The sequence below is a fragment of the Nocardia beijingensis NBRC 16342 genome (assembly GCF_001612785.1).
Taxonomy (GTDB): domain Bacteria; phylum Actinomycetota; class Actinomycetes; order Mycobacteriales; family Mycobacteriaceae; genus Nocardia; species Nocardia beijingensis.
The window spans coordinates 154,901-179,509 of record NZ_BDBC01000032.1 but is presented as its reverse complement, the minus strand read 5'-3'; the positions used below and the strand labels follow the sequence as shown (position 1 = coordinate 179,509).

Annotated in this window: 27 protein-coding genes; 15 read left to right on the top strand and 12 right to left on the bottom strand. The window is 70.3% G+C overall.

From position 1 onward, the window contains the following. Positions 1-24 precede the first annotated feature (24 nt). Both NB3_RS20100 and NB3_RS20095 read left to right on the top strand, forming a co-directional pair. Positions 25-678, top strand: a complete 654-nt coding sequence (locus NB3_RS20100; protein WP_067805542.1) for a HemK2/MTQ2 family protein methyltransferase — start codon at positions 25-27, stop codon at positions 676-678. Between the two features lie 13 nt (positions 679-691). Continuing rightward, positions 692-865 carry a CDGSH iron-sulfur domain-containing protein gene (locus NB3_RS20095; protein WP_157111895.1) on the top strand — a complete coding sequence of 58 codons (174 nt, stop codon included), beginning with the start codon at positions 692-694 and terminating at the stop codon, positions 863-865. Between the two features lie 7 nt (positions 866-872). Here the strand turns inward: NB3_RS20095 and NB3_RS20090 are convergent, their stop codons facing one another. Next, on the bottom strand, positions 873-1,361 hold the full coding sequence (locus tag NB3_RS20090) for a CinA family protein (RefSeq protein WP_067805536.1): 489 nt from the start codon (positions 1,359-1,361) through the stop codon (positions 873-875). Positions 1,362-1,498: 137 nt separating this feature from the next. Here NB3_RS20090 and NB3_RS20085 point away from each other — a divergent pair, with 137 nt between their 5' ends. Next, entirely contained in the window at positions 1,499-1,999 is a 501-nt protein-coding gene (locus NB3_RS20085) for a hemerythrin domain-containing protein (RefSeq protein ID WP_067805534.1), read from the top strand. 73 nt (positions 2,000-2,072) lie between these two features. On the opposite strand, the gene NB3_RS20080 is transcribed toward NB3_RS20085, so the two are convergent. Next, positions 2,073-2,684 carry a flavodoxin family protein gene (locus tag NB3_RS20080; protein ID WP_067805531.1) on the bottom strand — a complete coding sequence of 204 codons (612 nt, stop codon included), beginning with the start codon at positions 2,682-2,684 and terminating at the stop codon, positions 2,073-2,075. 33 nt (positions 2,685-2,717) lie between these two features. Beyond that, positions 2,718-4,181, bottom strand: a complete 1,464-nt coding sequence (locus NB3_RS20075) for an aminotransferase class I/II-fold pyridoxal phosphate-dependent enzyme (protein ID WP_067805528.1) — start codon at positions 4,179-4,181, stop codon at positions 2,718-2,720. 177 nt (positions 4,182-4,358) lie between these two features. Here NB3_RS20075 and NB3_RS20070 point away from each other — a divergent pair, with 177 nt between their 5' ends. From NB3_RS20070 to NB3_RS20055, 4 genes are all read left to right on the top strand, one after another. Continuing rightward, the gene (locus NB3_RS20070; RefSeq protein WP_067805526.1) at positions 4,359-5,549 is read left to right on the top strand and encodes a zinc-dependent alcohol dehydrogenase; all 1,191 of its coding nucleotides are present in this window, start codon (positions 4,359-4,361) and stop codon (positions 5,547-5,549) included. Between the two features lie 90 nt (positions 5,550-5,639). Next, positions 5,640-10,250 (top strand): cation-translocating P-type ATPase, encoded by a 4,611-nt coding sequence (locus tag NB3_RS36605; protein ID WP_157111894.1) that lies wholly within the window; start codon positions 5,640-5,642, stop codon positions 10,248-10,250. 133 nt (positions 10,251-10,383) lie between these two features. After that, positions 10,384-10,944: a hemerythrin domain-containing protein gene (locus NB3_RS20060; protein WP_067805519.1), complete on the top strand. Its 561-nt coding sequence runs from the start codon at positions 10,384-10,386 to the stop codon at positions 10,942-10,944. Between the two features lie 38 nt (positions 10,945-10,982). Continuing rightward, a complete protein-coding gene (locus NB3_RS20055) occupies positions 10,983-11,822 on the top strand; it encodes an SDR family oxidoreductase (RefSeq protein ID WP_067805516.1) in 840 nt (279 codons plus the stop codon). A gap of 66 nt (positions 11,823-11,888) precedes the next feature. On the opposite strand, the gene NB3_RS20050 is transcribed toward NB3_RS20055, so the two are convergent. The 3 genes from NB3_RS20050 to NB3_RS20045 are packed head-to-tail and all read right to left on the bottom strand — an operon-like array spanning position 11,889 to position 12,684. After that, positions 11,889-12,119, bottom strand: coding sequence for a DUF6480 family protein (locus NB3_RS20050; protein WP_067805514.1), 231 nt, complete (start codon positions 12,117-12,119; stop codon positions 11,889-11,891). A gap of 9 nt (positions 12,120-12,128) precedes the next feature. Beyond that, positions 12,129-12,245: an LPXTG cell wall anchor domain-containing protein gene (locus tag NB3_RS35195; protein ID WP_157111893.1), complete on the bottom strand. Its 117-nt coding sequence runs from the start codon at positions 12,243-12,245 to the stop codon at positions 12,129-12,131. A 58-nt stretch (positions 12,246-12,303) separates the two neighbouring features. Then, positions 12,304-12,684, bottom strand: coding sequence for an inorganic diphosphatase (locus tag NB3_RS20045; protein WP_157111892.1), 381 nt, complete (start codon positions 12,682-12,684; stop codon positions 12,304-12,306). A gap of 187 nt (positions 12,685-12,871) precedes the next feature. Between NB3_RS20045 and NB3_RS20040 the strand changes: the two genes are divergently transcribed. The 3 genes from NB3_RS20040 (at position 12,872) to NB3_RS20030 (ending at position 15,269) form a co-directional block, all read left to right on the top strand. Then, positions 12,872-13,495, top strand: coding sequence for an antibiotic biosynthesis monooxygenase family protein (locus NB3_RS20040; RefSeq protein ID WP_218020607.1), 624 nt, complete (start codon positions 12,872-12,874; stop codon positions 13,493-13,495). A 146-nt stretch (positions 13,496-13,641) separates the two neighbouring features. Further along, complete coding sequence (locus NB3_RS20035; protein WP_067805507.1) at positions 13,642-14,421, top strand: helix-turn-helix domain-containing protein; 780 nt, start codon at positions 13,642-13,644, stop codon at positions 14,419-14,421. Further along, on the top strand, positions 14,418-15,269 hold the full coding sequence (locus tag NB3_RS20030; protein ID WP_067805505.1) for a fructosamine kinase family protein: 852 nt from the start codon (positions 14,418-14,420) through the stop codon (positions 15,267-15,269). The genes NB3_RS20035 and NB3_RS20030 overlap by 4 nt, the downstream gene beginning before the upstream one ends. Here the strand turns inward: NB3_RS20030 and NB3_RS20025 are convergent. Next, positions 15,259-16,134, bottom strand: a complete 876-nt coding sequence (locus NB3_RS20025) for a TIGR03619 family F420-dependent LLM class oxidoreductase (RefSeq protein WP_067805500.1) — start codon at positions 16,132-16,134, stop codon at positions 15,259-15,261. The genes NB3_RS20030 and NB3_RS20025 overlap by 11 nt on opposite strands. A 133-nt stretch (positions 16,135-16,267) precedes the next feature. After that, positions 16,268-16,771, bottom strand: a complete 504-nt coding sequence (locus NB3_RS20020; protein WP_067805496.1) for a VOC family protein — start codon at positions 16,769-16,771, stop codon at positions 16,268-16,270. A 165-nt stretch (positions 16,772-16,936) separates the two neighbouring features. Here NB3_RS20020 and NB3_RS35850 point away from each other — a divergent pair, with 165 nt between their 5' ends. Then, a complete protein-coding gene (locus tag NB3_RS35850; RefSeq protein ID WP_067805494.1) occupies positions 16,937-17,575 on the top strand; it encodes a TetR family transcriptional regulator in 639 nt (212 codons plus the stop codon). 13 nt (positions 17,576-17,588) lie between these two features. On the opposite strand, the gene NB3_RS20010 is transcribed toward NB3_RS35850, so the two are convergent. Further along, positions 17,589-17,840: a hypothetical protein gene (locus NB3_RS20010; RefSeq protein ID WP_067805489.1), complete on the bottom strand. Its 252-nt coding sequence runs from the start codon at positions 17,838-17,840 to the stop codon at positions 17,589-17,591. A gap of 238 nt (positions 17,841-18,078) precedes the next feature. Between NB3_RS20010 and NB3_RS20005 the strand changes: the two genes are divergently transcribed. Together NB3_RS20005 and NB3_RS20000 are read left to right on the top strand one after the other, a co-directional pair. Continuing rightward, complete coding sequence (locus NB3_RS20005) at positions 18,079-18,258, top strand: hypothetical protein (protein WP_067805486.1); 180 nt, start codon at positions 18,079-18,081, stop codon at positions 18,256-18,258. A gap of 100 nt (positions 18,259-18,358) precedes the next feature. Continuing rightward, entirely contained in the window at positions 18,359-19,657 is a 1,299-nt protein-coding gene (locus tag NB3_RS20000; RefSeq protein WP_067805484.1) for an NtaA/DmoA family FMN-dependent monooxygenase, read from the top strand. A 23-nt stretch (positions 19,658-19,680) separates the two neighbouring features. Here NB3_RS20000 and NB3_RS19995 read toward each other — a convergent pair whose 3' ends face one another. Then, entirely contained in the window at positions 19,681-20,010 is a 330-nt protein-coding gene (locus NB3_RS19995) for a winged helix-turn-helix transcriptional regulator (protein ID WP_244891988.1), read from the bottom strand. Between the two features lie 63 nt (positions 20,011-20,073). On the opposite strand from NB3_RS19995, the gene NB3_RS19990 reads away from it, so the two are divergent. Continuing rightward, positions 20,074-20,475, top strand: coding sequence for a VOC family protein (locus NB3_RS19990; RefSeq protein WP_067805479.1), 402 nt, complete (start codon positions 20,074-20,076; stop codon positions 20,473-20,475). Here NB3_RS19990 and NB3_RS19985 read toward each other — a convergent pair. Both NB3_RS19985 and NB3_RS19980 read right to left on the bottom strand, forming a co-directional pair. Beyond that, positions 20,465-21,277, bottom strand: a complete 813-nt coding sequence (locus NB3_RS19985; protein WP_157111891.1) for a hypothetical protein — start codon at positions 21,275-21,277, stop codon at positions 20,465-20,467. The two genes, NB3_RS19990 and NB3_RS19985, sit on opposite strands and share 11 nt — an antisense overlap. Positions 21,278-21,819: 542 nt before the next feature. Further along, positions 21,820-23,139: a family 1 glycosylhydrolase gene (locus NB3_RS19980; RefSeq protein WP_067805474.1), complete on the bottom strand. Its 1,320-nt coding sequence runs from the start codon at positions 23,137-23,139 to the stop codon at positions 21,820-21,822. Between the two features lie 344 nt (positions 23,140-23,483). Between NB3_RS19980 and NB3_RS19975 the strand changes: the two genes are divergently transcribed. Further along, positions 23,484-24,575, top strand: coding sequence for a hypothetical protein (locus NB3_RS19975; protein ID WP_067805472.1), 1,092 nt, complete (start codon positions 23,484-23,486; stop codon positions 24,573-24,575). Positions 24,576-24,609 lie beyond the last annotated feature (34 nt).

Below are 24,609 nucleotides of genomic sequence, written 5' to 3'. Positions count from 1 at the left end.
TGAGCTGGCTATCCGGGCAGAGTGATGTTGATTCGCCCCCCCGGCGTCTATCCGCCGCAGTTGGATACCTGGTTGCTCGTGCGTGCCCTGTCCGAGGCGGGCATTCCGCGTGGCGGGCACGCGGTCGATGTGTGTACCGGCACCGGCGCTCTGGCCGTCGCCGCCGCCTATGCCGGGGCCGCGCGGGTGACCGCGGTGGATGTGTCGAGGTCCGCGGTGGTGTCGGCCTGGCTGAATTGCCGGTTGCGCGGCATCGAGGCCGAGGTGTTGCGTGGTGATTTCACCACGGTGCTCGGCGGGCGCAGTTTCGATCTGGTGCTGGCCAACCCGCCGTATGTTCCGGCTCCCGCGGGCACCGACAGTCGCGGCATCGCCCGCGCGTGGGACGCGGGAACCCACGGCCGGGCGATTCTCGATCAGTTGTGCTCGGCGCTGCCGACGCTGCTGACACCGCGCGGTGTCGCCCTGATCGTGCATTCGGCGCTGTCGGATCCCGATACGACCCTCGTCCAGTTGCGCGAGCGGGGCTTGAAGGCCGCCGTGGTGGCGCGAGCGACGGTGCCGTTCGGGCCGGTGCTGCGCCGCCGCGCGGACTGGCTGGAAGCGGCCGGGCTGATCAGTCCCGGCCAGCGAATGGAAGATCTGGTGGTGATCCGTGCCGACCGAATCCGGCAATGAGCACTGGCGGCGAGTGACACTCACCGCGGACGGCCCCGCGTTGATCGAGGGCCCGGTGGAGTTCGTCACCGCGGACGGCCGGACGTTGCGCTCCGACCGGTTCGTGGTGGCGCTGTGCCTGTGCAAGCGCTCGAAGAACTATCCGTTCTGCGACACCAGCCACCGCAGGCATCGCCGTTCGTCCTGACCGCGCGTCAGCCCGGTGCACGCCGCGCGTGCAGAGCGCGCACGGTGTCCAGCAGCGACTCCGACGCGCGGTCGACGGTCTGGTCGAGCACGTCCTTGGGTTCGCCGTCGAACTGATGGTGCCAGGCACGCACGTCGTGCTCGGTGGCGATCGCGAACCACACCGAACCCGGCGGCTGCCCGTCCTGCGGGTCGGGACCGCCCGCTCCGGTGACCGCCACGGCGACAACCGCTTTCAGCAGGTCGCGGACACCTGTCGCCATCGCTTCGGCGGCCGGCCGCGATACCACCGGCACGTCGGGCACGCCGAGCACGCTCCGCTTGACCTCGGTGCTGTAGGCGACGAGGCCCCCGCGGAACCAGGCGGAGGAGTCGGGCGCCGCGCCCAGCGTGGCGCTGAGCCGCCCCGAAGTGAGCGATTCGGCGACCGCGACGGTGATCTCCGACTGCTTGGCCAGTTCGGCCAGCTCGTGCGCGTAGTCGTCCGCGTGCGGCATCTGGAACCTTCCTGTGCGGTGTGCGGTTCACCACCATACGACCGGCGCCGGGTCCGGCCGTAGGGTGGAGGCCACGGTTTCGGCGGCGCCGCGCCGGGAATGTCGGCAGAGACCGGCCCCGACGCAAGGAGAAAGCGATGACCACCGACGCGATCGTGCTGCTTCGCGACGACCACAAGGCGATCCGGAAACTCTTCCGCGAGTTCGAGAAAGCGGGCGAGGACGCCACCCGCACCAAGGCCGACGTGGTGAACAAGATCATCGAGGCGCTCACCGTGCACACCTACCTCGAGAACGAGTGCATGTACCCCGAGGTGCGCAAACTCGTGCCCGACCTCGAGGACGACATCCTGGAGTCCTACGAGGAGCACCACGTCGCCGACGTGCTGGTCACCGAGTTGGCGGCGATGAAGCCCGACGACGAGCACTTCACCGCCAAGACCACCGTGCTCATCGAGAACGTCGACCACCATATCGACGAGGAGGAGAACGAGTGGTTCCCGAAGGTGCGGGAAGCGCTGGGGCGCAAGCAGCTTCAGGAGATCGGTGCGCGTATGCAGGAACTCAGGAAGAAGGCCCCGACCTCGCCCGCGCAGCCCTCGGCGCTGAAGAAGACCGTGGACGCGGTGCTGGCCTGATCGAGGCGATCGCGCCGGCATCCGCGAAGGCGCCGGCGCGATCATCCGCGACCGATTCGGCCTGGAGATCGGCTCATTCGGCGGGCGGGTACTGCTGGGCGTTCAGCACGCGTGCCAAGTGTGCGGCGTTGCGGGCCAGCGCGCCGGTCGCCGAGGCCACCGCCTTGGGCACCGAGTCCAGATCCTGGTAGTCGGTGCCGCCCATGGCTTGGTCGTTCCAGTAGGTGCACCCTTGGGCCGGGATGGTGAAGCCGATGTCGTTGAGGCCCTGATACAGATCGGCGACGATCTTGTGCGCGCCGTCCTCGTTGCCGATCACCGCGACCGCCGCCACTTTGCCGACCATCGCGGGACGGCCGGCGTCGTCGGTCTCCGACAGCTCGGCGTCCAATCGCTCCAGCACCCGCTGCGCCACCGACGACATGTGCCCGACCCAGGTGGGGGTCGCGATCAGCAGGATGTCGGCCGCCGCGATCCGCTCGCGGATCGACGGCCACTGGTCGCCGGGGCCCTCGTCGGCGGTCACGCCGGGCAGCACGTCGTAGTCGACCACCCGCAGCGTCGTGCCCTGCACGTCGTGCCCAGCCAGTTCGTCGAGCACCTGCCGGGCGATGAGGTCGCTGCTGGATTCGGCGGGTGACTTCTTCAGCGTGCACACCAAGGCGAGCGCGGTCGGTCCGGCCATGGGGGAAACCTCCTGAGCATCGAGATGTTTCGTTCACTCGCGGGCGACGACCCGGATCGTGCGCAGCCGGGCGTCGGATGCGTCGGGCACGTTCATGCCCGCGTCCAGCCCGGTGCGCAGGTAGTCGACGACGGCGGCATCGATGCGCTCACCGGGCACTACCACCGGAATGCCCGGCGGGTAGGGGGTGAGCTGCTCGGCGGCGATCCGGCCCACGGCGTCCCGCGCGTCCACCGTCTCCACCGGGCCGAAGAACGCGTCGCGCGGCAGCATCACCGACTCCAGCTGCAAGTCCTCGGGCGAGGGCAGCTGGATGCGGGGCGGCTGCGGATCGGTCAGCTGATCGCGCCACGCGGCGACGCCGTCGACCAGCGTGTCGACGGTGTCCTTGTCGTCGGCGAGCGACAAGGTGGCCAGCAGCCTGCGATGATCGCTCAATCCCAGATCGAGGCGGCGATGCTCGCGCAGCCAGTCGGCGGCCTGATAGCCGCTGGCCCCGGTGCCGGAGACGTCCATGAGGACCTGCAACCGGTCGAGGTCGTGCGAGGCTTCGGCGCCGAGCAGTTCGTCTTCGAGCACCGTGATGCCGGGGATCTCGGCGAGCTGTCGCCGCGCCTGTTCGGCCGTGTGCAGCGCGGCACCGAGCAGTTCCTGTCCGCGCTCGACCATCTGCCTGCGCCATCCGTCGAGCGCGGCGTAGACCAGCACGTTCGGGCTGGTGGTCATCAGCAGATCGGCGCATTCGCTGAGCCGGATCGGGTCCACCAGATCGCCTTGCAGGTGGAACACCGAGCCTTGTTCGAAACCGGCGCCCATCTTGTGCACGCTGACCACGCAGAGGTCGGCGCCCGCGTCCATCGCCCAGGTCGGCAGGTCGTCGTGGAACGGCAGATGCGCGCCCCACGCCTCGTCGACGATGAGCGGTTTCCCCCGCTCGTGGCAGACCTCGGCGATGCCTGCGATGTCCGCGCAGGTGCCGTAGGGACTCGGGCTCACGATCAGCGCGCCCGCGGCGTCGGGGTGCGCGTCCCACGCCTCGGCCACCTGCCACGGCGAGGGCGGGTGCGCGAAGTGCATCTCGGCGTCCCAGCGCGGGGTGATCCAGCGCGGCTGGACGCCGGAGAAGATCAGCCCGGCGACCACCGATTTGTGGCTGTCGCGCGCCACGAGCAGGCCGCCGTCCTGCCCGCCTGCCACCGTCATCATGGCCGCCTTGACCGACAGCGAACTGCCGCAGGTGGAGAAGAACGCCGATTCCGCCCGCACCGCGTCGGCCATCAGCGCCTCCGCGCGCGACAGGTAGCCGCCGCGCGAGAGCCGGTCGTCCAACCCCGCGGTGGCCAGGACGTCGGAGGCGAAGGCGTCCCGGCCGATCACGTTGAGGACGCGTTCGTCGGTTCCGCGGCCTTGCCGATGTCCGGGGGGTGTGAAGCCGTAGCGGCCCAGCCGGTGATAGTCGGCAAGCGCTTCCAGGAGAGGAGCTCGTGAATGGTCCACGGCTACCGCCTACCCCGAATCGGCGGCGGCACACCTGCGGCATCTCGGCCCATGCCGCCGCTCAGTGACCTGCGGTCTTGCCCGGCCGCCTGCGGCCGATCCGGAGCGGTCGTTTCGGGCCGAAGTGTCCGGGTAGGACGGGGACAAGTCTCGAACCCCGACCGAGGAGCCGCGCGGATGAAGGCAGTGACCTGGCAAGGACGACGCAAAGTCGCCGTGGAGACGGTGCCCGATCCCCGGATCGAGGCCCCGACGGACGCGATCATCGAGGTCACCTCCACCGGTATCTGCGGATCCGACCTGCACCTGTACGAAGTGCTCGGCGCCTACATGAGCAACGGCGACGTCCTCGGCCACGAACCCATGGGACGGGTGGTGGAGACCGGCTCGGCCGTCACCGGGCTGCGGCGCGGCGATCGCGTCGTCATCCCGTTCCAGATCAGCTGCGGCGCCTGCTACATGTGCCGCACCGGCCTGCCCACCCAGTGCGAGACGACGCAGGTCCGCGAATACGGCTGCGGCGCGGCCCTGTTCGGCTATTCGAAGCTCTACGGGCAGGTGCCCGGCGGCCAAGCGGAGTATCTGCGGGTGCCGCACGCGGACGCCACCCACGTCAAAGTACCCGACGGGCCGTCCGACGACCGCTTCCTGTACCTGTCGGACGTGCTGCCCACCGCGTGGCAGGCGGTGGAATACGCCGCGGTGCCCGACGGCGGATCGGTGACCGTGCTGGGTCTGGGCCCGATCGGCGACATGGCCTGCCGGGTCGCCGCGCATCGCGGCTACCGCGTCATCGGCGTCGACCGGGTGCCCGAGCGGCTGGCCCGCGCGGCCGAACGCGGCGTGGAGGTGATCGATCTCGACGCCGTCGACGAACCGCTCGGCGACATCATCCGCGGCTGGACCGACGGCCGTGGCACCGACTCGGTGATCGACGCGGTGGGCATGGAGGCCCACGGCTCGCCGCTGGCGTCGATGGCGCAGCGCTCGGCGGCGTTCCTGCCGGATCTGGTGGCCCAGAAGGTGATGGACACCGCGGGCGTCGACCGGCTCGCGGCCCTGCACTCGGCCGTCGACATCGTCCGGCGCGGCGGGACGATCTCGGTGATCGGCGTCTACGGCGGCATGCTCGACCCCATGCCGATGCGGGTGCTGTTCGACAAGCAGATCCAGGTGCGGATGGGCCAGGCGAACGTCAAACGGTGGGTCGATGACATCATGCCGCTGCTGCGCGACGGCGACCCGCTGGGCGTGGACACCTTCGCCACCCATCGCCTCCCGCTGACCGACGCGCCGCGGGCCTACGCCACCTTCCAGCAGAAGACCGACGGCGCGGTGAAGATCGTGCTCGACCCGACCGCGAACTGACCGCGCGACGGGTCCGCGACGGGCCCGGCCGCGGCGCACACGCCGCGGCCGCGACGGTTTGCTCTGTGCTTGCCTGGGTAGCTGCCGTGTATGAGCTTCTTACTACGCGGAGTCGTCTCACCGTGGTGGCTCGAGGCGCCGACGTCGGTGGCGGCGGAGATGGCCCGCGCGAGCGTGGACAAGGCCGTCGATCTGGGAACGAAAGCCGTGCAGGCGCCGGTGCAGGCGGTGCAGGCGGTGGCGGCGGGCGCGCGGGCGAGCGCGTCGCTGCTGAACCTCGGCCGTGACGAGGAACTGCGCGACGAACTGGCGGCGTTGATCGACCCGCACGCGCTGCGGTCGCGCCGCCGGGTGGCGCTGTATGAGGACCGCGCCAGCGTCGAGGTGCGCGGACTGGACTCCGGCAAGAGCGGAGACGTCACCGAGGCGCTGCACCGGACCCTGGATCGCCGCCGCGACGTGCGCTGGTGGCGGGTGAACGCGGTGACCGGCCGCGTCGTGGCCGCCCTCGAGCACGGTGCGGCCGACCTGCCCGCCTTGGTGTCGGCCATCGAATCCGTCGAGGCCGACACCGCGGTCGGCGACTTGGACTGGAGTCGCGGCTGCGAGCACCCGGGAGACCGGGAGCCGTTGCTGGCGGCCGGAATCCAGGTCGCGGGCGACGTGTGCGCCATCGGATTGTCCGCCGTGAGCGCGGTGCTGCCGTTGCGCGGGCCCGCCCGCGTGTTGCGCGCCGCCGCCGCCTTCGTCGACACCCAGCCCCGCCTGCGTAAACGACTGGAGGACCAGCTCGGCCGCACCCGGACCGACCTGGTGCTCACCACGGCGAACGCGATCGGCAACGCCCTGGGCAACAGTGCGGCGGCGGGCACGGCGAATCTGGTGATCGACGCGGTGCACCGCGGCTTCACGCTGACCGAATCGCTGACCCGCTACGTGCAATGGCAGGACTGGGAGCCCGAGATCGACCGGCGTCCCGCGGAGGTGTGCGATCCGCTGTCTCCGCCCGAGCGCGTGGTCGAGATGCCGCAGGGACCGATCGAACGGGTCGCCGACGAAACGGCCGCCGGTGCGCTGGCGGGCGCGGTGACCTCCGTCCTGGGCGGACGTGGCCTGTTCGGCGCGGCCGACGCGCTGGAACTCGGAGCGCCCAAGGCGGCGCGGGCCAGTCGCGAAGCCTACGGAGCGCTCGTCTCCACGATGCTGGGCCGGGCGGGTGTGCTGACGCTGCACCCGCGGGTGTGGCGGCGGCTGGACCGATTGTCGGCGCTGGTCATCGACGGCGAGTCGCTGCTGACCGCCCGGCGTCTGGTGCTCGACGCCGAAGCGACCGACCCGAGATGGTCGGTCGCGCAGGTATGGAGCGCGAGCCAGCGCCTGCTGTGGGAACACGAGACCGCCGACGGCCGCGACGACGCGCAACCGGACGAGACCGGCCGCTACCTGTCGGCCGGAGGCCACCGCCGCCTGGTGCACCCGGCGACCGGAAAACCCGACGACGGTGTGACGCTGCGCCCGGTGTGGCGGGAACTGCACGACAACGGAACACCGGTCGGGCGGGTGCTGATCGGCCGTGAACTCGACCGCAGGGCGCACGCCCTGCTCGGCCGCGCCCGCAGCGCCGGACTGCGCGTGACCCTCGCCGGTGGCGCCGACGCCGCCGAGTTGCGGTCCATGGCCGACGAATTCGTCTCCCCGTCCACGTCGATGAGCGGGCTGGTGCGCGCGCTGCAGAAGGACGGGCACGTGGTGGCCGTGCTCAGTCCACGCGCGCACAAGGCGCTGGCCCACGCCGATGTCGCGATCGGCCTGGCCGTGCGGGAGGGCAGGGCGCTGCGGATGCCGTGGACCGCCGACGCGGTCTGCCGCGACCTCGCCCAGGCCGATCGTGTCCTCGCCGCCATCGCTCCGGCTCGTCAGGTCAGCGAACGCGGCCGTTCACTGGCCTTGTCCGGGGCCGCGCTGGGCGGGCTGCTGCTGGCGATCGCCCCGGCCAGCGCGGGCCGGTCCTCGCCCATGACCGCCGCCCACTACACCGGCCTGCTCTCCGGCGCCTACACCGGATGGCGTTGCGGACGCACCGCGCCGCCCGCCACGCTCGCGCCGCTGCTGCCCTGGCATGCCCTCGAACCCGACGAGGTGCTCAGCCGGTTGCCGCGACCGGTCCCGGTGACCGAACGCGCTCGGCCCGGCGGGGTCACCCGCATCCCCGGCGTGCGCGTCGTCGCGTCGGCGGCGTCGTTCGCCGGTCAGCTGCGCCGCGAACTCGCCGACCCGCTCACTCCGATCCTGGGGGTCGGCGCGGTCGCCACCGCGGTGCTCGGCGCGCCCTCGGACGCGGTGCTGCTGTCGTCGGTGCTCGGCGTCAACGCGCTGGTCTCCGCCTGGCAGCGGCAGCGCGCCGAGAATGCGCTGCACCGGCTGTTCGAGGGGGAACAGCTCAGCGCCCGCGTGATCGATCGCGCCGAACTCGACACCGCCGAGCCACGCGAACACCATGTGCCCGCCGGTGTCCTCGCGCTCGGCGACGTGATCGTGCTGCGCGCCGGGGAGGTCGTCCCCGCCGACGCCAGGCTGCTGCGCGCCGACGACCTCGAAATGGACGAATCCGGCCTCACCGGCGAATCGATCACCGTCGAGAAACAGGTCGCGGCCACCCCGGGCCAGGCGCTGGCCGAGCGCGCCTGCATGGTCTTCGAAGGCAGCACCGTGGTCAACGGCACCGGGCGAGCCATCGTCGTCGCCGTCGGCGACGACACCCAGGCCGGCCGCGCCGCCGCCGGGGCCATCCCGCCGGAGAAGGGCGGCGTGCAAGCGCAGTTGCGCCGCCTGACCGACCGCGCCCTGCCGTTGACCTTGAGCGGCGGCGGCATCGTCACCGGACTGGGCATGCTGCGGGGCAGGCCGCTGCGCACCGCGATCGCCGACGGCGTCGCGGTCGCGGTCGCCGCGGTCCCCGAAGGTCTGCCGCTGGTGGCCACCGTCGCGCAGCTCGCCGCCGCCCGCAGGCTGTCGCGGCACGGCGTGCTGGTGCGCGCCAGCCGCACCGTGGAGGCGCTGGGCCGGGTGGACACCCTGTGCTTCGACAAGACCGGCACCCTCACCGAAGGCCGGCTGCGCCTGACCACCCTCGCCGATCTCGACGAGCAGTGGGCTCCGGACGCCGCCTGCGAGCACGCCCGCCGCCTGCTGCGCGCCGCGGCCCGCGCCTGCCCCGACCCCGCCGAGGGCCCACCCGCGCACGCCACCGACCGCGCGGTGGTCGAGGCGGCGGAGGCGCTGGGTGACGACCCCCGCCACTGGGATGCGATCGAGGAGATCCCGTTCGAATCCAACCGCGGCTACGCCGCCACCCTCGGCCACACCGCCCGCAAACTGCGGTTGATCGTGAAGGGCGCGCCCGAAGTGGTGCTGTCGCGCTGCACCGGCGTGCGGATCGACGACACCGACCGACCTTTCGACGAACGCATGCGCGAACGCGCCGAACAGGCGGTCCGCGGTCTCGCCGAGCAAGGGCTGCGGGTGTTGGTGGTGGCCCGCCGCGACCTGTCCGCCGCACCCGACGACGTCGAGGCGGCGGTCGCCGAACTCAGCCTGCTCGGGTTCATCGGCCTCGCCGACGCCCCGCGCCCGCAGACGGTGCCGCTGGTCACCGCGCTGCGGCGCAACGACATCAGCGTCCGCATGATCACCGGTGACCACCCGGTCACCGCGGCGGCGGTGGCCCGCCAGCTCGGCATCGAGGCGGGACAGGTGGTGACGGGCGCGGATCTGGACCGTCTCGACGAGACCGCGCGCGCGGAACTGATCGAACAGAGCACGGTCTTCGCCCGCGTGAGCCCGGAGCAGAAGGTGCGCATCGTGGCGGCGCTGCGCCGCGCAGGCCACGTGGTCGGCATGACCGGCGACGGCAGCAACGATGCCGCCGCGATCCGCACCGCCGACGTCGGAATCGGTTTGGCCGCACAGGGTTCGGTCGCCGCACGCAACGCCGCCGACATGGTGCTCACCCATCCCGACCCCTTGGTGCTGCTGCACGCCCTCGTCGAAGGCCGCGGCATGTGGCAGCGGGTCGGCGACGCCGTCGGCGTGCTGGTCGGCGGCAACGCCGGGGAGGTGGCCTTCACGCTCTACGGCACCGCCGTCAGCGGCCAGGCGCCGCTGGGCACCCGGCAGTTCCTGCTGGTGAACATGCTCACCGACATGTTCCCCGCGATGGCACTGGCCCTCTCGCGCGAAGGGGACGCGGTCGATCCGGACGACGCCGACGACCCGCAGGCCCAGGCGCAGCGGGCCGCCGAGCGGCTGGCCGAACTGCCGCCCGCGCGGCTGGGTCCCGACCTGCTGCGCACCCTCGGTGTCCGCGGTGTCGCCACGGCCACCAGCGCCTCGGTGGCCTGGACCCTGGGCCGGATGACCGGCACGCAGCGGCGCGCCGCCACCATCGGCCTGGTCGCGCTCATCGGCACCCAGCTGGGCCAGACGCTGGTCTCCGGCTACCGCAGCCCACTGGTGTGGGTCACCACGGCCGCCAGCGGCGCGGTGCTCGGCGCGATCGTGATGACGCCGGGACTGTGCGGATACTTCGGTTGCCGCCCGCTGGATCCGGTCGGCTGGGGGATCGCGACCACCTGCGCGACCACCGCGACCGCCGCCGCGGTGCTGCTGCCACGGCTGCTACCCCCGCGCGAAGCCCAGTAAGGGCGCGCTGATTGGCCTCCGGCTGCCCGGGTATCCGCCCGGCGACAGGGTCAGGCGACCCCGAGTGATCGCCCCGGGCCACGAAAGCGACAGCAAGGCAAGGCATTCCACAGCGACAGAAACGAGTGTTGCGATGACCGACCAGGATGTCGTCGACCTGCTCACCGCACAGCACGAGGAGATTCGCACCCTGCTGGCGCGACTGCAGGCCGGTCACGACGGGAGACAGGATCTGTTCACCGATCTGGTGCGCTTGCTGGCCGTGCACGAGAGCGCCGAGGAAGAGGTCGTGCATCCGGTCGCCGGACGCGCCCGTTTCGGCGCCGACGCCGACATCGTGCAGCCGCGGCTGGAGGAGGAGAACGCGGCCAAACGCGCGCTGGCCGACCTCTACGACCTCGGGGTGGACCATCCCGACTTCGACGCCCGGTTCACCCGCTTCGCCGACGCCGTGCGGGAGCACGCCGCCCACGAGGAGGCCGAGGAGTTCGCCCTGCTGCGTGCGCAGTTCTCCAGCAGCCAGCTGCAGCGGATGGCCGGGTCGCTGCGCGCCGCCGAGGCCGTGGCGCCGACCAGGCCGCACCCGCACGCGGGGGAGTCCGCGCTGGCGAATCTGGTGGCAGGCCCGCCGTTGGCGCTGTTCGACCGGGCCCGCGACGCGGTGCGCGACTGGCGGCAGCAGCAGGACACCTGACCCATCCCCAGCCCCGAACGGAGAAGGAGAGGACCGACATGGGGTTTCCCGAACAGCAGCAGAAAGTCCCCGGTATCCAGGCCAGGATGACTCCGGTACCGGACTGCGGTGAGGACAGCTACCGCGGCTCCGGCAAACTCACCGGCAAGGCCGCAGTGATCACCGGCGCCGACAGCGGCATCGGACGGGCGGTGGCGATCGCCTACGCGCGCGAAGGCGCCGACGTGCTGATCTCCTACCTCGACGAGGACGAGGACGCGAAGGAGGTCGCCGACCTGGTGACCCAGGCCGGACGCAAAGCCGTGCTCGTGCCCGGCGACCTGTCCGAGGCCGCGCACTGCCGCGCGGTCATCGATCGAGCGGTGCGGGAATTCGGCAAGATCGACGTCCTGGTCAGCAACGCCGCGTTCCAGATGACGCACGAGACCTTGGAAGAGATCAGCGACGAGGAGTTCGAGCACACCGTCAAGCTGAACATCAACGCCTACTTCTACCTGGTGAAGGCGGCGCTGCCGCACATGCCGCCGGGGTCATCGATCATCGGCAGCTCCTCGGTGAACTCCGACATGCCCTCACCCACCCTTGCTCCGTACGCGGCGACCAAGGCCGCCATCGCGAACTTCTCCGCCAGCCTCGCGCAGTTGCTGGGCGAGCGCGGGATCCGGGTCAACAGCGTCGCGCCGGGACCGATCTGGACTCCGCTGATCCCGTCCACCATGCCGGTGGAGAAGGTCACACAGTTCGGCGACGACACCCCGCTGGGCCGCGCGGGCCAACCGGCCGAACTGGCGCCCACCTACGTCATGCTGGCCTCCGACGACGGCAGCTACGTCTCCGGCGCTCGCATCGCCGTCACCGGGGGCAGGCCGATCCTGTGACCCGCGGCGCGCGATGACCCGCGGTCGGCCGATCCAGCGGATCGGCCGACCGTCGGTGGCGGCGGGTCACAGCATCGACACCACGAGCCCGACCGCGACGGCCACGAACAGCAGGATCACCAGTGCGCCGATGAGCATCGCCACCACGCCGGTGACCGGGAAGTGGTGCCGGGTGCTCGGCTCCGGCGCGGACAACCCGGAGGTCTGCGGCGTGTCCGGTGGTGTGGAGCCGGGGGCGACGCCGCCGCCGGGTTCCAGGTCAGGGGTTTTCGCGGGATCGGGATCCATCGCGCTCATAGCCGCTCCCTACTCGCCGTCGTTTCCGGGGACCTCGGGTGCGCCGGGCCGTTTACCGGACCTCTTGCGATACAGGATCACCGCGCCGACCAGCACCGCGAGTCCGAGAATCACCAACAGTTCCATGGCAGGGGCCTACCCGGTATCGCCCTGCCCAATCGAGCTGCGCGCGGGTGCGCGCCGGTCATCCGCCGATGATCACGTAGTGACCGGCGGTCTCCTGGAACTCGACCGCCTCGGCGATCGCCGTGTCGTCCGGCGCCGGGCTGCCGCTCGGGACGACGAGCAGTTTGTCGTCGTCGTCGTACCACCGGTGGATGATCCCGACGCAGCGTCCGCGGGCGAAGTCCAGCGGTTCGGACGGTCCGAGAAAGTACCCGTCCAGTTCCTGGCCGTCGGGAGCGCGGGTGAGCGGAACGTAACCGTAGTTGACCAGATAGCGGAACCCGCACCGCGGATGCCGGCTGCCGTACGGGCGGTCGATGACGAGATCCACTGTGCGGCCCAGGAATAGGCGCGCCAAGCGTAGCGACTCGGAATCCTCCACCTTGATCAGGTCGGTCACCGACTCAGGCTACGACCGTTCTCCGGCGCCGTCACGGGCGCGAACCGAAGCAGCGCTGACCGGACACCGGAGCGCCGGCGTAGCCGGGCGGTAACCGAGGCATTGCGTGCGGGCGTGGGCCGGAGGAAGGTGAGTATGTCCGGTGGCGCCACCGGGGCGCCACCCCGAGTAGGGCGGGAGGTGGCCCGTGTACGCACGTTCCAGCACAATCGCGGCCCAGCCGTCATCGATGGACGACGGGATCGCATATCTGCGCGATGAACTGATGCCGAATCTGCCGCAGCTGGAAGGATGGGTCGGACTGTCGTTGCTGGTGAACCGGTCGACGGGACGGTGCATCGCTTCGACCTCGTGGGAGTCGCAGCAGGCGTTGAATGCCAGCAGAGGACGCGTGCAGCAACTGCGCGACGGCCTGGCCCGGCAGCTCGGCGGCACGGTGGAGCGCGTCGAGGAATGGGACATCGCGGTGATGCACCGTGACCATCCGGCCGACGACACCGCGTGCGCGCGGTGCAGCTGGGTGCAGGTCGATCCGGCACAGGTCGAGCGCCTGATCGACACCTTCCGGATGGAAGTACTGCCGCAGATCGAGACGCTCGACGGATTCTGCAGCGCCAGCCTGTTCGTCGACCGGGACAGCGGCCGCGGAGTGGGCGCGATGGTCTGGGCGAGTCGCGAGGCGATGGACGCCACCCGCGAGCACAGCAATCGGATCAGGAGCGCGGCTACCCAGCGGGTGGGCGCCAATGTGCTCGAGGTCGGGGAGTTCGACTTGGCGTTCGCGCACCTGCGCGTTCCCGAAATGGCCTGACCGCACCCGAGACAGGGCCGGAGCAGCTCGGGCCGGGACCCCGCAGGAGGGCGACGACCCGGCGCGGCGGTGGAGGTTCGCAAGTATCAGCGGCCATTACCCGAGAGGTAATGGCCGCCCCGGTCGGCCGTTCGTAGGATCGGGTCGTGACTACCCCAACGGCAGGTGACCTGCTGCGACATTGGCGCTTGGAACGCAGGCTGAGCCAGCTGGAGCTGGCCGGACGGGCCGACACCTCGGCGCGGCATCTGAGCTTCATCGAAACCGGGCGCGCCACCCCGAGCCGCACCATGATCGTGCACCTGTCCGAACACCTGGAGATCCCGTTGCGCGAACGCAACCGCGTCCTGCTCGCGGCGGGCTACGCGCCCGCCTACGCGCAACCCGGTCTGGACACCCCGGCCATGGACGCCGTGCGCGGCGCCATGCGCCAGATCCTCGCCGGTCACGCGCCTTACCCTGCGCTGGCCATCGACCAGAACTGGACGATGATCGACGCCAACAGCGGCGTGGCCGTGCTCATCGCGGGAGTCGATCCGGCCCTGACGAAACCGCCGGTGAACGCGCTGCGGCTGAGCCTGCACCCCGACGGCATGGCAGGCCGCATCCGCAACCTGCCCGAGTGGCGCGGCCACATCTTCGCCCGCCTGTCCCGTCAGGCGGAGGTCACCGGCTCCAGGGACCTGGCCGACCTGCTCGAGGAACTGCGGTCCTACCCCGGCGGCGAAGTGGAACTGTCCGTCCCCGAACCCGACCAGGCGGTGGTCCCGCTGCGGATCGACCACGACGGCGCCGAGTTGTCGTTGCTCAGCGTCACCACGGTGTTCGGCACCCCGATGAACGTCACCGTCGCCGAACTGGCCATCGAGTCGTTCTTCCCCGCCGACGAGGACACCATGAAACGGCTCACCGCGGGCGCCAGGTGAGCAGCGCGGCCCAGCTGTCCGCGCTGCTCGCGGCGCCCGTGCGCGCCGTGACCGATCTCGGAGCCAGCCACGCGTGGACCCTGCACCGCGCCGAAACCGCCGACGGCCGAACGTTTTTCGTGAAAGCCTCGGCCGATCCGGCGCCCGTCTTCGTGGCCGAGGCGGCGGGCCTGTCCTGGCTGCGTGCCGCCGCGCCCGGCCCGGCCCAGGCCCTGCTGCCGGAGGTCGTGGCCGCCGACGACCGCACGCTGGTGCTGCCCTGGCTCGAGGAGACCGGTCCCAGTCCCGCGGCCGCCGAGCGCTTCGGCCGTGACCTGGCCGCGCTGCACGCCGCCGGCGCCGAGTCGTTCGGCGCGCCGTGGGAGGGCTGGATCGCACGCCTGCCGCTGCCCAACACCCCGGCCGACGGACCGTGGTCGCGCTGGTACGCCGAGCAGCGTCTCGCGCCCTACCTCGCTCGGGGGGCCGACTCGCTCGGCGCGGACGGCATCCGCCTGGTCGAGCGCGTCATCGATCGCATCGATGAGCTGGCAGGCCCCGCCGAACCACCGGCCCCCATCCACGGCGACCTGTGGTCGGGCAATATCGTCTGGACGCGCGAGCGGGCGATGCTCGTCGACCCCGCCGCGCACGCGGGCCACCGCGAGACCGATCTGGCCATGCTCGCCCTCTTCGGCGCACCGCACCTGGACCGCATCCGCGCCGCCTACCAGGAAACCCATTCGCTCGCCGACGGATGGCGCACCCGCACGCCGCTGCACCAGCTGCATCCACTGCTGGTGCACGTCGCGCTGTTCGGCGCGACCTACCGAGCGCGGACCCTCGCCGCGCTCGGCCTCACCCGTTGACCCTCGCGATGACCTTCTCCGCGAAGCGGGACAGGTTGGCGATCTTGGTCTCCAACGGCTCGGTGTCCTGCTCGGTGGTGTACGGCAGCCGGAACCCGACGATCACATCGGTGACCCCTTTGTCCTCGAGGCGTTTGATCCCGTCGACGGTGAATCCGTCCAGCGAGATGACGTGCACCTCGAAGTCCTCGCGGGTGCCGTACTCCGCGCGCAACGCGTCCAATTCGCCCAGCAGCCGGTCCAGTTCGGCGCCGTCGCCACCGGCGTGCATCCACCCGTCGCCGCGCTGCGCGGCCCGGCGCAACGCGGGCCTGCTGTGCCCGCCGACGAGGATCGGCACCGGCTCGGTCGGCACCGGGCTGATCTTGATCGGCGGGATGTCGTAGAACTGCCCGTGGTATTCGAAGTACCCACCGGCCGAGAGCCCGCGCACGATGTCGATGCACTCGTCCATCCGCGCGCCGCGCTTGTCGAACGGCACGCCCATGATCTCGAAGTCGTCCGGCCACGGGCTGATGCCGACACCGAGCCCGAACCGGTTGCCGCTGAGCGCGGCCACCGACGCGGCCTGCTTGGCCACCAGCACCGGCGGCCGGATCGGCAGCTTCAGCACGAACGGCGTGAAACGCAGCGTGGTGGTCACCGCCGCCATCGCCGCGCTGAGCACGAACGCCTCGACGAACGGTTTGTCCTCGAGGAATTCCCGGCTGCCGTCGGGGGTGTAGGGGTACTTCGCGTCGGATTCCTTCGGATACGCCACGCTGTCGGCCACCGCCATGGAGGTGTAGCCCGCTTCCTCGGCGGCCTTGGCAAGAGTTAGATAGTACGACGGATCGGTCATCGTCTCCGCGTAGGTGAAACGCATGGTGCTCGCCTTCCTGGCGCGTCGAGCGCGCCGCACGGGTCCCGGCGCCGGTAGGGCCGAGACGTGAGGGGAACCGGCGCAGGCGCCGCCGAACCGCCCTCGACGGTGCCGAGGACGGCGTAGCGTTCACCGCCTACCGCCATGGGTTGGTGAAGCCTTCCGGAATCAAGTGGTCGAACAGCGCCTTCATCTCGGGGGACAACCGCAGCAGTTCGACGTGCGAGCCGATCGGCCCGCCGTCGAGATAGGCGAACTCCATCCCGACGCCGTCGAACCTGCCGCGCGCGGTGATCTCGATACCCGCCGCGGCGGCTTCGGCCAGCGCGGCGTCGTAGTCATCGGGCACCCAGGCGGCGTGATGCAGTCCGGGGCCGCAACGGTCCACATGCTCGGCATACAGGCTCGCCCCGCCGCGCGGCTCGATCAATTCCACCTGCTGGCCGCCCGCATAGCCGAGCGCCACACCGATCGTGTAGTCGGCCGGTGCGCCGCGCAGTTCGGCGGCATCGGAACCGAAGTGGACCTCCGGGATGGTGAACCACTCGCCGACCCCGTACCGGGTGGTGAACACCTCGCAAGCCGACGCCAGATCCTCCACCACCCAGCACAGCTGGAAGATCGGACCGCTGGTGATCATCGGCGGCCCCCGAGCCCGATCGGCCCGCGCCACCCCCGGCGGGCGGCGACCACCGCGCCGCCGAGACCGGACCCGGCGCCGGTGACCACCGCCACATCATCCACGCCGTTCAATTAAGCATCTGTGTTTAACATCGTCAATACTCGTGTTCAGTACAGTGACCCTATGCCGAGCGACGAATCGCGCACCGCCCTGCTCGACGCCGCCGAACGCCTGATCGCCCAACGCGGCGCCGACGTGCCGCTGCGCGACATCGCCGCCGCCGCGGGCCAGCGCAACAACTCCGCCGTCCACTACTACTTCGACTCACGCACCGGACTCATCGAGGCCATCGTCGAACGGCGGATGAACTGGCTCGAACAGCGGCGCATGCAACTGCTCGCCGCCCACGAAGCCGACGGCCGCGCCAACGACGTGCACACCCTCGTCGCCATGCTCGCCACCCCGATCCTCGAATTGCTCGGCCACGACCGGGTGACCCATCTGGGCCGGTTCCTGGAAGTGGTGCGCACCCATCCCGTCGTCGCGGACCCGCACCGCCTCGCCGGGGCCGACCGCGCCGCGGTCCGCATCATCACCACCCGCCTCGACGCCGCCCTCACCGGCCTGCCACGGCGACTGCGCAGACAACGCCTGGAAACCATGGCCACCGTCATGTTCGCGTTGATCGCCGACTACGAGCGCACCCTGGAAGCGGGCGTGCGCACCCCGCATCCCGCGGACGCGGCGGAGATCGTCGACATGATCGTCGCCATGCTCACCGTGCCCGTCCCCGAGCACATCACCGCGGCGCCGGGGCACTGAAACCGGTACCCCTTCAACCCGGCGTCCGCTGTGCGCCGGGAACCGCGGCCAGCTGCCGATGCGCTTGTGGCGGCGCGATGTCCGGGAATCTGCGATGCAGCCGGTCGATATAGCCGCGCACCACGCACAATTCGCTGAACAGCTCGTGCCGCGCGGCGGGATCGCGGCGGTGAGCGGATTCGATATCCCGCGCCAACGTCCGGGCTCGCCGGGTCAACAACTCCACGAAGACCCGAGCCTGGGCGAGGTCGGCTTCTTGTTCCATTCGGCTGGCCGATCTGTCGTTCGATTCCACTGTCGGTCGCCCAGAGCTCCCCGTGCCGCGGTCCTCAGCCGATCGGAGCGAACATGATGCTAACCGAGCCCCGCTCTTTCGGGTGCCGAAATGGAACCGGCTACCGGCTACCGCGTGGCGACCGGCCCTGCCGCTCGCCGCCCGACCACCGCCCGGGGCGAAGCGGCGCGCCGGGCCACCGGACGCCACCGGCGCGTAGGGTGATCGCATGGGCGTGATCGGGGAGCTGTTTCCGGGCAAGAAGCTGACCCATGAGGGCAGCGAGGACAGCGACGGGCAGACCCACACACCGCGGTTCGACATCGATCTCGACACCGGAGTGGCGCGCCTGCCCCGCACCGACCGCACCAGCGCCGATGACCACACCGACGGTCCGGAAACCGCCTAGAAACGCCCCGCCCTTCGCCGCCCAAAAAGCACTCGCGCAGAAAACATCTCGCTGAGCGCAACCCGTTACGGCGGCGGTGCGCGCCGGTAGCGTCGCCGCAATGGGCAATGCTGGTGGGCGACGACGGCCCCTGAAGACGGTCACCGGAGTCAGCGGCGCGGTCAGCGTCTACGCGGCGGCCATCGATCCGTCCGCCACCACGATCGCGTCATCGATCGAGGTCGCGAAAATCGCCGAACAACACGGGTTCGACGCCCTTTTCGCCGCCGACCTGCTCAGTTTCGGCGCCCAAGGCGCGATCGGCGCGCAGGAACCGCTGATCTTCCTGTCCGCGTTGAGCGCCGTCACCTCGCACGTCGGGCTCATCGCGACGGTGACCACCACCTTCCACCACCCCTACAACCTCGCCCGGCTCTTCGGCACCCTCGACCACATCAGCAACGGCCGCGCGGCCTGGAACGCGGTGACCTCCTCGGTGGGGGAGGAGAACTACGGCGACCAGGAACTGCCGAGCCCAGAAGACCGATACGCCCGCGCCACCGAATCCCTCGAAGTGGTCAACGCCCTGTTCGACAGCTGGCAGCCCGGCGCGCTGACCCCCGACGGGCACGGCGGCGCGATCCTGGACGCCACCCGCGTGCGGCCCATCGAGCACGCGGGCCGGTACTTCACCGTCCGCGGGCCGCTGAACATCCCGCCCCTGCCGCAGCGCAGACCCGTGCAATTCCAGGCCGGGCAATCCGCGGGCGGCATCGAACTGGGCGCACGGTTCGCCGAAGTCGTGTTCACCTCACTACCCACCCTCGAAGACGCCGTCACCTACACCAAACGCATCCGCGCCCGCGCGAGCGAACTCGGCCGCGCCGACGGCCTGCCGTTGATCATGAGCTCCTTCCACGCCACCTACGGCGCCACCGAAGCCGAAGCCGAGCGCCTCGTGCGCGAACAAGCCGAGGCGACCGACTTCGAGGCCGGACGCGCCGCCCTCGCCGACATGCTCGGCGGCGGCATCGACCTGTCCGGCCTGCCACTGGACAAGCCCCTCCCGGAAAGCCTGCTGCCCGAGGTGACATCCGTGCACCGCAGACGCGGCCGCGTGGAGATCTTCAGCAACTTCGCACGGTCGGGAAAGACACTGCGCGAGCTGATCATCGCCGCCAAGGACACCGGCCACTGGGCCGCCGCAGGAACCCCGGAACAACTCGCCGACGCCATCGAGGAACGCTACAACGCGGGCGTGCTCGACGTGATCTCCCTCGGCGGGCTCGCCGACGAACGCACCCGCGACTTCGTCGTCAACGGACTGCTGCCGGAACTACGCCGCCGCGGCATCGTCGGTTCCGACTACGTCGGGGCGACCTTCCGCGACAACCTCGAACTGCCCCCGCTACCGGACTGACCCGGGCGGCCGCGCCGCCACCCTCACATCAGCTCCGCGAGATGGGCGCGCGACCACGCGCACATACCGTGCACCAGCCGCAGCAACTCGCCTCCAGCCGCGGTCAGGGAATACTCCACCCGCGGATTGGCCGTCCGATGATCGCGGCGCGCGACCAAGCCCTCACGTTCCAGCGCACGCAAGGTCTCGGCCAGCATCTTGTAGCTGATGCCATCCATCGACCGATGCAACTCGCCGAAACGGCGTTCCCCGTCACCGATCTGCTCGAGCACCCGCAACGCCCACTTCGTCGACAGCGCCGCGAAGACACGCAGGGCGACCGCCCTGGCCTGCTGCTCCTCGGTCTCGCTCACCCTGACCACTCACTTTCAAGTGCGTACTGCCGGTCACGCCGATCCCCACCTAGCGTCGCAGATGTGCGCATCCTGAAAACCTATGCCAGAGTCCTCGTCTCCGACCTCGACACCGCGCTGCCGATCTACGAACGGCTGGCCGGCGCCAAGGCCGACCTCCGTTTCGGCTTCGAACGCGCCGAACTCGCCGCCGTCGGCGACTTCCTGCTCATCGCGGGCGATCCCGACGACGTCGAGCGGTACCGCGGCACGGTAGGCCCGGTGATCGTCGACGACCTCGACACCCTGCTGCGAACGGTGACCGAACACGGGGCGGAGCTGATCGGTGGGCCGTTCACCAGCGCCACCGGCACGTTCGTATACGTCCGCCACGCCGACGGCGCCCAACTGGAATACGTGCAGTGGTCGCCCGAGACGCGAGCGCTCGTCCTGGGACCGGACCGGCCGTCCGCCGCTAGCGCGTGAGGACCGGCGTCGAGGTCTCCGACCGATGCCCGGCGGACTCGCGTCGCGGGGGATTGGTATTCCGCACCCACGTGACATTGGCGACCAAGTCGTCGTCGAAGACCAGTTCGTCCCACAGCAACCGCTCGGCGGCGTCCGGCGCGGGCTGCGCCACCGGACGCGGCGCCGTGGTGACGGCCGCGGGCCGCACGGCCTCGGCATCCCGCGCGGGCTCGGCGGGCAGCGGCGTCACCAGCCAAGTCAGGGCTCGCATCGGGCTCAAGCCGTAGCGCCGAGTGCCCTGCGCGATCGCGGCCACCGCGGCCGCGCAGCTCAGCACCCCGGCGAGCAACGCCATCTCGGTCAGTCCAGCGCTGGCCATGCGCCGCTCACCCGGACCGGAAGCACCGCCGAATTCGCCGAGAAACCGGTGCACCAATCCCGCGCCCAGACCTTCACCCGGATCGATCAGTATCCGCAATTCCGGCCCCCTGGCATCCAGATACATCAGGGCGATCAGCACCACCACCGCCGCGGTCACGCTGGAGCCGATCACCAGCACGGCGAGCGCGCGGGTGCGCAACCGGATCTGCGCCAGCGCGGCGAACACGGTGACGAGCATCGCCGCCGCGGCCAGCAGACCCCACGCGCCGCTGATGTTCACATCACGGAACTTCGACACCGACCACTCGTCGAAACCGTTGGTGACGCCGGTGACCCGGCCGAACGCATCGGAGCGGGCCTCACCTCCCGCGCCCGACGCCGAAAGCCACGGCTGGAACAACAAGGCGAAGCCGACCGCGCTCACGACCGCGGCGAACAAGAAGCCCCAATCCACACCCCGTGGTGGCCTCGCCCCGCGTCCGGCGCCTCCGGAGCCACGGCTCCGACGGTCTCGCGCTTCGCTTACCTGCCAAGGGGTTGGTTGTACCATTGCTCCAGTTTCGCCGGTGCCGCAGGAATAATGCTGCCGCCCAGAGCAATAACAGTGGAATTGCCCCGGGACGGTGAATATCGCGGCACATCAATGAGATGTAATTCGATCGGGCGTCATCGGCCATCGACGGAAATCACCGTAAGCACCTGCGCCACAGCAGGCAAGCGTGATCGATGTCGAACACATCACCGCAGCTCCGACGGCCTACCAGCCGAGTGTGACCCAACCGATGAGTAACATTTCACGCACGTCGTTGAACTCGTCATACGCAGATCCGCCGCGACGAGCACGAAACCCTGCGCTCCCGATTGCTGTGACACGCTTAACAACCTGATACTGGGACCTCGGTCACAAATTCCCCGCCACCGCCACGGCGGCAAATCCGCACCGGCACAGACAACTTCACGCCACCCCGGCACCCATCCGCGCTAGGCCGGATCCTCCCCGACGCAGGTCTCCGCCGCATCGATGTGCACACACGGCACCGGAGCCCGCATCGGCCGATACGCAGGCTCGACACCACCCGCGCGGATCAGCCGGGCATACGCGTCGACCCCATCGGTCGGACGGCGCGCCAACGTCGGATCGGTCAGCACATCCACCGTGTAGAGCCCGAACCGCGGCGCGTAGGAGCCCCACTCGTAGTTGTCGGTCAGACTCCAATAGTTGTAACCGATCACATTCATGCCATCGGCCTTCGCCCGCTGCAACCAATACACCGTGTCCCGCAGATGATCGGCGCGGGTGTACCCATCCGAGCGCACCTGCCCGTTGTCCGTCGGAAGCCCGTTCTCCACCACATACAGGGGACGGCCGGGAAACTGGCGCGCGTAATGCCGCAACGCGTAGTAGATACCCTCCGGATGCACCGGCAGCTCCCACATCGGCGACCCACCCTCCGCGCCACCCTGTGCCGACTCCCCGGTCTGCGGCAACGGAGCGAAGTAATAGTCCAGCCCGATGAAATCCAGCTTCGCCGAAATCCGGTCCACGATAGGCTGATTCACCTCCGTCTCCGCGCCCGCCACATAACCCAGATTGCTCGTCACCTGAGCATCCGGCCGATAACCGTGGATGACGTCGTAGATCTCGTTGTGCGCCCGCGCGATCCGATCCAGCATCACCGGCGCCTCGTCCACACCGATCCCGCCCGTGCGCAACTCCGTGCCCACATACGCCACCGGCTCGTTGAACGTCACCCACAGCGGATCGTGCGAGGCATACCGGCGCACCACCTCCCGCATGTTCGCCAGCCAATCCTCCACCATGCCCGGGTTGCGCCACCCGCCCCGATCCACCGCCCACCCCGGATACACCCAGTGATCCAGCGTCAGCATCGGCCGCATCCCCGCCGCGACGATCCGGGCGATCACATCGTCGTAGAACCCGAACGCCGCCTCATCCCACGCATACGGCGCCGGTTGCAGCCGCGCCCACTCCAGACCCACCCGGTAGACCCGCACACCCAGCCGCGCCGCCAGATCGATATCGGTGCGATAGCGACGGGCGAAGTCCACCGAATCCAGATACGGGTGCTCGGTCCCACCCGCCTCGACGAAACGCGACCAGTTGCTGTCCGGTGCATGACCTTCCGACTGAAATCCCGACGACGCCACACCCCACAAGAAGTCGCGACCGAACACGGGCAGCTCCCGGCCCGGCTGAGCAGCCGAAACCCCCGAGGCCATCAGCATCGCCGCAGCGGCCGACAACGCGGCGAACCCGCGCCGGTGAGTGCGTGTACGCATCGCGGTAGCGTAACTGAGAGATTGCTGAGGTCTCCGGCAAGCATCAGCGTGTCGCAGATCCCACCATGGTCACGATCACCCCATCCGCGCCCGCCGCGCCCGCCGCCCGCACCCTCACCCATCGCAGCCGACCACGCCGCGAAACCCACCCAGGTCCCCGCCACACCGCACGACGTCACCACCCGCGGACCGAACCCGCGACGGTCGGCACACACGCAACCGGTCTCACCGGCATCCCGAGTCGGAATCCATCCACCCAGCGCGTCCCCGGGAAACGCCGCACAACATCACAAGCGAATCAATTGACCGAGCACATCCGCCGCCGATCGACCAGACTTGCCCAGGTGACCAGATACGCATTCGATCCCGACCGCGCCGCCCTCGTCGCCACCTGGGCGACCGGACGAGGCGACCTCGCCCAGACGGTGGCCACCCTGCCCCCGCAGGTGACCAGGGACCAGGCAACCGATCTGGCGTCGAACCTCACCACCCTCTCGCGGTTCCAATGGCGCACCTACACCCACCCCGCCAGTGCCGCGGGCGACCCCGACGTCCCCAACAGCGAAGCATGGCGCCGCGCCGAGGAACGCCGCAACTTCAAAGAAGTCGAAGCGGGCCTGCGCAGCCCCCACCTGCCCACCGACGAAGGACTGCTCGTCTCCTACAGCGGCGTCGTCGAATCCGCCCACCGCATCGGACGCACCCTCCACGACATCGACGACGCCGCCCTCCTCGAAACCGTCGCCGCCGAAGTACGCACCGAACAGGAAGCCATCGAATCCGCCGAACGCGGCGACCTCTCCGGCCGCGCCCGCCAAGCCGTCGAACTGTCCCGCCCCGACGTCTCCCCGGCCCAGGTCCACGCCGCCGACGCACTCCTACGCGCCGACCCGCTCGGCAGCATCGAACTGTTCACCGAACTCGACCCGGCCTCCGCCTCCGTCGCCGCGGCACACTGGCTCTACGCCGCCGCCGAAGTCGCCGGCGAGACCGCGAACGTCCCGACCACCGATGTCGTCGCCGAAGCCGACGACATCGAAGCGCTCCAAGTCGAGACCCCCACCCTCGTACTCGAACGACTCGCCCAGGGCGACACCCCCACCGAAGTCGTCCTCGACCTGATCGCCGAAGCGGTGGCCGTCCACGAAGGCCGCGTCCCGGCCCCGTGGAGCCTCGTCGCCCGCGTCGCCGAGATCGAAGCCCAAGCCCACCGGTTCGGCGTCGACGCCGAGACCCGCGAAGCGATGCTCACCGGCTTCCGCATCAGCCGCCTCGACCCCGCCCGCCCCGCCCTCGACCTCCTGGAAGACCTCCTCGACGGTATCCGCGGCTGCCTGCTGCTCTACGCCGCCCACACCGAGCACGACGACCCCGAAACCCACTTCGCCGAAGACGTCCGTCTCGAAGCCGACGCCGACCCCGAAGACCTCCTCTGAACACGGGGGCGGGGTACGGCAACGCCCTGTCCCG